This is a genomic window from Planococcus sp. RAB007_Raresut (genome assembly GCF_057369535.1).
This window is the reverse complement of record NZ_JBXYIF010000280.1, coordinates 1-234: the sequence shown is the minus strand read 5'-3', so window position 1 is coordinate 234 and position 234 is coordinate 1. Positions and strand designations below refer to the sequence as shown.

Sequence of the window (234 nt, the reverse complement as noted above, 5' to 3'; positions counted from 1 at the left end):
CGCTTCGGGACAACAAGATCGAGGGCGCGCTGCTCGACGTCACCGACCCCGAACCGCTACCCGAGGATCATCCGCTGTGGGGCCTCGAGAATGCGCAGGTCACCATGCACCTGTCGGGCCGCGCGCAGACCAAGATGTTCCAGCGCAGCGCGGATCGTTTCATCGAAAACCTCGCCCGCTGGCACCGCGGCGAAGCGGTGCAGCCGCAGCTCGATCTCGATCTGGGCTATTGAC

1 protein-coding gene is annotated in these 234 nt (G+C 65.4%); it reads left to right on the top strand.

Annotated features, from left to right (window positions below):
- Window positions 1-233 (top strand): NAD(P)-dependent oxidoreductase (locus AC2Q9J_RS18540; protein ID WP_499042205.1); only part of this gene is annotated, 233 nt, incomplete at its 5' end.
- Between the last annotated feature and the right edge of the window lies 1 nt (window position 234).